This window comes from Halorubrum sp. SD626R (genome assembly GCF_001261915.1).
GTDB lineage: Archaea > Halobacteriota > Halobacteria > Halobacteriales > Haloferacaceae > Halorubrum.
This window is the reverse complement of sequence record NZ_CVRT01000059.1, coordinates 22,106-28,276: the sequence shown is the minus strand read 5'-3', so window position 1 is coordinate 28,276 and position 6,171 is coordinate 22,106. Positions and strand designations below refer to the sequence as shown.

Below are 6,171 nucleotides of genomic sequence, written 5' to 3'. Positions count from 1 at the left end.
GCGTTCGCCACAAGCGCGGCCAGAAGGTACGCGGCCAGCGCACGAAGTCCACGGGGCGGTCCGAGGGCACCATCGGCGTCAACGTCGAGGAGATCCGCGAGGAGATGGCGGAAGACGAAGCGGCGGGTGACGACGAATGAGCACCGGCAAGAACACGAAGGGCTACGAGACGCCGAACCACCCGTACCAGGGCGAGCGCATCGCCGAGGAGTCCGACCTCCTCTCGCGGTACGGCCTGAAGAACAAAGAGGAGTTCTGGCGCGCCCAGTCCGAGCTGCGCAGCATGCGACGCGAGGCGCGTCGCCTGCTCGGCGAGGCCCAGGGCGACGTCGACGCCGCCCAGGAGGCCGGCGCGGAGTTCGTCGCACGGCTCCGCCGCATCGGCATCCTCGGCGACAACGACGACATCTCCGCGGTCCTCTCGCTGGACGTGACCGACCTGCTGGAGCGCCGTCTCCAGACGGTCGCCTACCGGCAGGGGTTCGCGTCCTCGACCCAGCAGGCCCGCCAGTTCATCGTCCACGGCCACATCACCGTCGACGGCGCGCGCGTCACGCGCCCCTCGGTGAAGGTCGACGTGGACGACGAGGGCGCCATCGCCTTCGACGAGACGAGCCCGCTCGCGGACGATCTCCACCCCGAGCGCGCGGAGTCACAGGAGTGAGCATACATGAGTGAATCCGAGGACGGAAAGTGGGGCATCGCCCACGTGTACGCGTCGTTCAACAACACCCTCATCACGGTCACCGACGAGACCGGCGCCGAGACGATCGCCAAGTCGTCCGGCGGTACCGTGGTGAAGCAGAACCGCGACGAGGCGTCGCCGTACGCCGCCATGCAGATGGCGGAGGTCGTCGCCGAGCGCGTCAAGGACGCCGGTCTGGAGGGCGTGCACGTCCGCGTGCGCGGCCCGGGCGGCAACCTCAACAAGTCCACCGGTCCCGGTGCGCAGGCGACGATCCGCGCGCTCTCGCGTGCGGGCGTCGAGATCGGCCGGATCGAGGACGTCACGCCGATCCCGCACGACGGGACGAAGGCGCCGAAGAACAAGCGAGTCTGACATGACGGAAGACGACTTCGACGTCCAGTACGTCGAACGGGACGACCGCAGCGCGCGGGTGCTGATCCGCGGGCTGACGCCGGCGTTCGCCAACGGCATCCGCCGCGCGATGATCGCCGACGTCCCGACGTTCTCGATCGACACCGTCCGGTTCGTCGAGAACTCCTCCGTCATGTTCGACGAGATGATCGGCCTCCGGCTGGGGCTCGTGCCCCTCACGACGCCGCTCGACGACTTCGAACTCGGCGACGAGGTCACCCTCGCGCTCGACGTCGAAGGCCCGGCGACGGCGTACTCGGGCGACATCGAGAGCGCCGACCCGCTCGTCGAGGTCGCCGACGAGAACGTGCCGATCATCGAGCTGAAGGAGGGACAGCGGCTGGAGTTCGAGGCGGACGCGGTGCTGAACACCGGCAAGGAGCACGCCAAGCACCAGGGCGGCGTCTCCGTCGGCTACCGCCACCTCCAGCGCGTCTCGGTCGAAGGCGACCGCGGCGAGTTCGACGAGGACGAGCCGAACATCCTCCGCGGCGTCATCGAGGCGCCCGACGGCTCGATAGAGCTCACCGACGAGTTCGACAACGACCTCTCGGAACGGTTCCCCGGGAAGGAGGTCGCGGTCGAGGACGTCCCGGGGGCGTTCGTCTTCCACATCGAGACGGACGGGTCGCTCGACGTCGAGGAACTGCTGCTCCGCGCGATCGACTCCATCGAGGAGCGCGCGGACGAACTACAGACGAAAGTCGCGGTCTAACGTAATGACGGACCTTCAAACCGCACACTCGACGCTCGCCCCTGCACGGAGTCGCGACGCCGGGACCGAAAGTGGTTTGAAGGGAGCCGAGTTACGCAGGAGTGCACGCAGGGATAGCCAAGTCAGGCCAACGGCGCAGCGTTCAGGGCGCTGTCCTGTAGAGGTCCGCAGGTTCAAATCCTGCTCCCTGCACTCCGTTTTCACGAACTCTCCGATTCAGGAGGGACAGCTATGAGTAGCAAGACGAATCCGAAACTACAGAACCTCATCGCCGATCTGAAGTCGGTCTCGCGAGATTCCGGTGCCAACGTGTGGCAGGATATCGCCGACCGACTGGAGAAGCCACGGCGCACGCACGCTGAGGTCAACCTGGGCCGCATCGAACGGTACGCCCAGGAAGACGAGACGGTCGTCGTCCCCGGCAAGGTGCTGGGCAGCGGTGTGCTCGAAAAGAACGTCACCGTCGCCGCCGTCGACTTCTCGGGCACCGCCCGCACGAAGATCGACCGGGCCGGCGAAGCGGTGTCGCTCGAACAGTTCATCGAACAGAACCCCGAAGGGAGCAACGTGCGGGTGATCCGATGAGTCTCGCGAAGATCGACGCGGACGTCGTCGTCGACGCGCGGGACTGCATCCTCGGTCGCGTCTCGTCGAAGGTCGCCCAGCGCGTCCTCGACGGCGAGACGGTCGCCGTCGTCAACGCCGAGCACGCGGTCATCACCGGCAACGAGGAGGCGACGATGGAGACGTACCACACCCGCGCGGAGCTCGGCTCCGACAGCGGGCCGTACTACCCCAAGCGCCCCGACCGGATCTTCAAGCGCGCCATCCGCGGCATGCTGCCGTACAAGACGGAGGACGGCCGCGAGGCGTTCTCGAACGTCCGCGTCTACGTGGGCAACCCCTACGAGCGCGACGACGTCGAGAGCGTCGTCCTCGACGGCACCTCGCTCGACCGCCTCTCGAACATCAAGTTCACGACGCTCGGAGAGATCTCCGAGTCTCTGGGAGCCAACGTCACATGGTAACTAACACCTCAGGCAAGAAGAAGACGGCCGTCGCCCGCGCCACCGTGCGCGAGGGCGAGGGCCGCGTTCGCATCAACTCCCAGCCCGTCGAGCTGGTCGAACCGGAGCAGGCGCGGCTCAAGATGCTGGAGCCGTTCCGCATCGCGGGCGACGAGCTCCGCGACGGCGTCGACATCGACATCAACGTCGAGGGCGGCGGCTTCAGCGGCCAGGCCGACGCGACGCGGACCGCCATCGCGCGCGGCCTCGTCCAGCACCTCGGCGACGCCGAGCTGCGCGACGCGTACATGAGCTTCGACCGCACGCTGCTGGTCAACGACGTGCGCCAGTCCGAACCCAAGAAGTGGGGCGGACCCGGTGCGCGCGCCCGCTACCAGAAGTCCTACCGCTGAGGTGATCCAGTCATGATGATCCCCGTCCGGTGTTTCACGTGCGGTAACGTCATCGGCGAGCACTGGGAGGAGTTCAAGGAGCGCGCCCGCGAGGGCGACGAGGACCCGGGCGACGTGCTCGACGACCTCGGGGTCGACCGGCACTGCTGCCGCCGGATGATGGTCAGCCATCGCGACCTCGTCGACGTCGTCTCGCCGTACCAGTGATAATGACAGGACAGAGATACAACCGATACGAGAAGGCACGCATCCTCGGCGCGCGAGCGCTGCAGGTGTCCTACGGGGCGCCCGTGCTGATCGACACGGACCAGACGGAGCCCATCCTCGTCGCCGCGGAGGAGTACGACGCGGGGGCGCTCCCCTTCACGGTCCGGAGGGAGTCCAACTGATGACCCGCATCACCAGCGTCTCGCTGCGTCGCGTGCTCGACTCGCGGGGGAACCCGACCGTCGAGGCCGACGTGCTCACCGAGTCCGGCGGCTTCGGCCGCGGGGCGGCGCCCAGCGGGGCGTCCACCGGCGAGTACGAGGCGATCGAACTGCCCGCTAGCGAGTCGATCGCGAAGGCCCGCGAACACGCGGTCCCCCGGCTCGAAGGGCTGTACGCCGGCGACCAGCGCGCCGTCGACGCCGCGCTCCGCGCGGCCGACGGGACGGACGACTTCTCGTCGATCGGCGCAAACAGCGCCGTCGCCATCTCTATGGCGGCCGCGAAGGCCGCTGCCGACGTGCTCGGTGCCCCGTTGTACCAGCATCTCGGCGGCGCGTTCCGCGGCGAGAACTTCCCCGTTCCGCTCGGCAACGTCGTCGGCGGCGGGGAGCACGCCAAGGAGGCGACCCACATCCAGGAGTTCCTCGCGGCGCCCGTCGGCGCGCCCAGCGTCTCGGAGGCCGTCTTCGCGAACGCCGCGGTCCACGCGGCGGTCGCGGACGTGCTCGACGAGCGCGGCGTGCCGGCCGCGAAGGGCGACGAGGGGGCGTGGGCGCCCCCGATCTCGGACGCCGACGCGTTCGAGGTCGTCGACGAGGCGGTCGACCGCGTCGAGGACGAGGTGGGCTTCGAGATCCGCTTCGGGCTCGACATGGCCGCCGCCGAGCTGTACGACGACGACCGAGAGGCGTACGTCTACGGCGACGAGACGAAGTCGGCCGACGAGCAGATCAAGTACGTCGCCGGGCTCGTCGACGAGTACGACCTCGCGTACGTCGAGGACCCGCTCGACGAGAACGACTACGAGGCGTTCGCGGAGCTGACCGACCGGGTCGGCGACCGGACGCTGATCTGCGGCGACGACCTGTTCGTCACCAACGTCGAGCGGCTTCAGGACGGGATCGACGCGGGCGCGGCCAACAGCATCCTGATCAAGCCGAACCAGATCGGGACGCTGTCGGACGCGTTCGACGCGGTCGAGCTCGCCGCCCGCAACGGGTACGAGACGGTCATCTCCCACCGTTCGGGCGAGACCGAAGACACGACGATCGCACACCTCGCCGTGGCGACCGACGCCGGCTACATCAAGACCGGCACGGTCGGCGGCGAGCGCACCGCCAAGCTGAACGAACTGATCCGAATCGCGGACGACGCGGTATGACGGGTCCACACCACGCATGAGCGAAGACAACGACGCGGTCGAACTCGACGACGACGCGGAGACCGAGGCGGTCGACGCGGCGGTCGAGGAGGAGGCCGACACGACCGAGGAACCGACCGCCGACGCGGCCGACGAGGCCGCCGACGCCGAAACTGGGGCGTCCGCCGACGCCGACATCGACGAGGCGACCGCCGAGGCCGACGACGACCCGGACGAGGAGGAGGCCTCTCCGTTCGACGACGACGTCATGCCCGACGACGACGTCGACCTGCTGATCCCCGTCGAGGACTACCTCTCCGCGGGCGTTCACATCGGGACCCAGCAGAAGACGAAGGACATGGAGCGGTTCATCCACCGCGTCCGCGACGACGGCCTGTACGTGCTCGACGTGAGCACGACGGACCGGCGGATCCGCACCGCGGCGGACTTCCTCTCCAACTACGACCCGGAGCAGATCCTCGTCACGTCCTCGCGGCAGTACGGCCGGTTCCCGGCCGAGAAGTTCGCGGACGCCATCGGCGCCCGCGCCCGCACGGGGCGCTTCATCCCCGGCACGCTGACGAACCCCGACTACGCCGGCTACATCGAGCCGGACGTCGTCGTGGTGACCGACCCGATCGGCGACGCGCAGGCCGTCAAGGAGGCCATCACCGTCGGCATCCCGGTCATCGCGATGTGCGACTCCAACAACCAGCTGTCGAACGTCGACCTCGTCATCCCGACGAACAACAAGGGTCGGCGCGCGCTGTCGGTCGTCTACTGGCTGCTCGCCAACGAGACGCTCGACCGCCGCGGCGCCGACACCGTGTTCGCCCTCGACGACTTCGAGGACGAGCTGTAGGCCGTCGTTTTTCGAGTTCTCGGTTTCGTTTCGCCCGTAGACCACCTGCGAGCCGCCGCCGCCTCGCGCCGAGAGCGCGTTCTCAGACGATCTTCGGGGTGTACGGGTACGAGTAGACCTCCCCGTCGTTGGCCCGCACGGTCGCGATGAGCACCAAGATCAGGTCCGCGATCGCGATGATCGGGAACAGCAGGAGCCCGACGAACACGAAGCTCAGGACCCCCGCGATCATGAGGGCGACGAAGACGACGATCTGGAAGTTCAGCGAATTCTTCGCGTTCCGTTTGACGAGTTCGTCGTCGTCGTCCGCGAGGACCAGAAACAGGATCGGCCCGAGGAACGAGGCGAAGAGGGCCGACGCGTGCGACAGCGCCGCCAGCGTCGTGTCGCCCTCGACGCGTTCGTCGCCGGTCCCGGTAGCGGGTGTTGACATAGCGGGAATGGGATTTCGTAGCTGATGGATAAGCTTTGGGAGAACGCTCGCCGCCCGGCGGGCGGCCGTCGA

The 6,171-nt window shown here is 68.1% G+C and carries 11 protein-coding genes, 1 tRNA gene and 1 pseudogene; 12 read left to right on the top strand and 1 reads right to left on the bottom strand.

Features of this window, described 5'->3' with window-relative positions; genetic code table 11:
- The 12 genes and pseudogenes from SD626R_RS05895 to rpsB form a co-directional block, all read left to right on the top strand.
- Positions 1–140 (top strand): annotated as a pseudogene (locus SD626R_RS05895) (30S ribosomal protein S13); the annotation flags it as partial.
- A complete protein-coding gene (locus SD626R_RS05890) occupies positions 137–664 on the top strand; it encodes a 30S ribosomal protein S4 (RefSeq protein ID WP_092564730.1) in 528 nt (175 codons plus the stop codon). The pseudogene SD626R_RS05895 and the gene SD626R_RS05890, both read left to right, overlap by 4 nt.
- A gap of 6 nt (positions 665–670) precedes the next feature.
- A complete protein-coding gene (locus tag SD626R_RS05885; RefSeq protein ID WP_004046448.1) occupies positions 671–1,060 on the top strand; it encodes a 30S ribosomal protein S11 in 390 nt (129 codons plus the stop codon).
- A gap of 1 nt (position 1,061) precedes the next feature.
- The gene (locus tag SD626R_RS05880; protein ID WP_092564727.1) at positions 1,062–1,814 is read left to right on the top strand and encodes a DNA-directed RNA polymerase subunit D; all 753 of its coding nucleotides are present in this window, start codon (positions 1,062–1,064) and stop codon (positions 1,812–1,814) included.
- A 107-nt stretch (positions 1,815–1,921) separates the two neighbouring features.
- Positions 1,922–2,006 (top strand) — tRNA-Leu (locus SD626R_RS05875).
- A 39-nt stretch (positions 2,007–2,045) separates the two neighbouring features.
- Positions 2,046–2,399, top strand: coding sequence for a 50S ribosomal protein L18e (locus SD626R_RS05870; RefSeq protein ID WP_092564725.1), 354 nt, complete (start codon positions 2,046–2,048; stop codon positions 2,397–2,399).
- Positions 2,396–2,842, top strand: a complete 447-nt coding sequence (locus tag SD626R_RS05865) for a 50S ribosomal protein L13 (RefSeq protein WP_092564723.1) — start codon at positions 2,396–2,398, stop codon at positions 2,840–2,842. The genes SD626R_RS05870 and SD626R_RS05865 overlap by 4 nt, the downstream gene beginning before the upstream one ends.
- A complete protein-coding gene (locus tag SD626R_RS05860; RefSeq protein WP_092564721.1) occupies positions 2,836–3,234 on the top strand; it encodes a 30S ribosomal protein S9 in 399 nt (132 codons plus the stop codon). The genes SD626R_RS05865 and SD626R_RS05860 overlap by 7 nt, the downstream gene beginning before the upstream one ends.
- 12 nt (positions 3,235–3,246) lie before the next feature.
- Positions 3,247–3,441 carry a DNA-directed RNA polymerase subunit N gene (locus SD626R_RS05855; protein WP_092564719.1) on the top strand — a complete coding sequence of 65 codons (195 nt, stop codon included), beginning with the start codon at positions 3,247–3,249 and terminating at the stop codon, positions 3,439–3,441.
- A gap of 2 nt (positions 3,442–3,443) precedes the next feature.
- Positions 3,444–3,623, top strand: coding sequence for a DNA-directed RNA polymerase subunit K (locus SD626R_RS05850; RefSeq protein WP_092564717.1), 180 nt, complete (start codon positions 3,444–3,446; stop codon positions 3,621–3,623).
- Positions 3,623–4,825: a phosphopyruvate hydratase gene (gene eno, locus SD626R_RS05845; protein WP_092564715.1), complete on the top strand. Its 1,203-nt coding sequence runs from the start codon at positions 3,623–3,625 to the stop codon at positions 4,823–4,825. Before SD626R_RS05850 ends, eno begins: the two co-directional genes overlap by 1 nt.
- A 16-nt stretch (positions 4,826–4,841) precedes the next feature.
- Complete coding sequence (gene rpsB / locus SD626R_RS05840) at positions 4,842–5,666, top strand: 30S ribosomal protein S2 (protein WP_092564713.1); 825 nt, start codon at positions 4,842–4,844, stop codon at positions 5,664–5,666.
- A gap of 82 nt (positions 5,667–5,748) precedes the next feature.
- Here rpsB and SD626R_RS05835 read toward each other — a convergent pair whose 3' ends face one another.
- Entirely contained in the window at positions 5,749–6,099 is a 351-nt protein-coding gene (locus SD626R_RS05835; protein ID WP_092564711.1) for a DUF4870 domain-containing protein, read from the bottom strand.
- Positions 6,100–6,171: the final 72 nt, after the last annotated feature.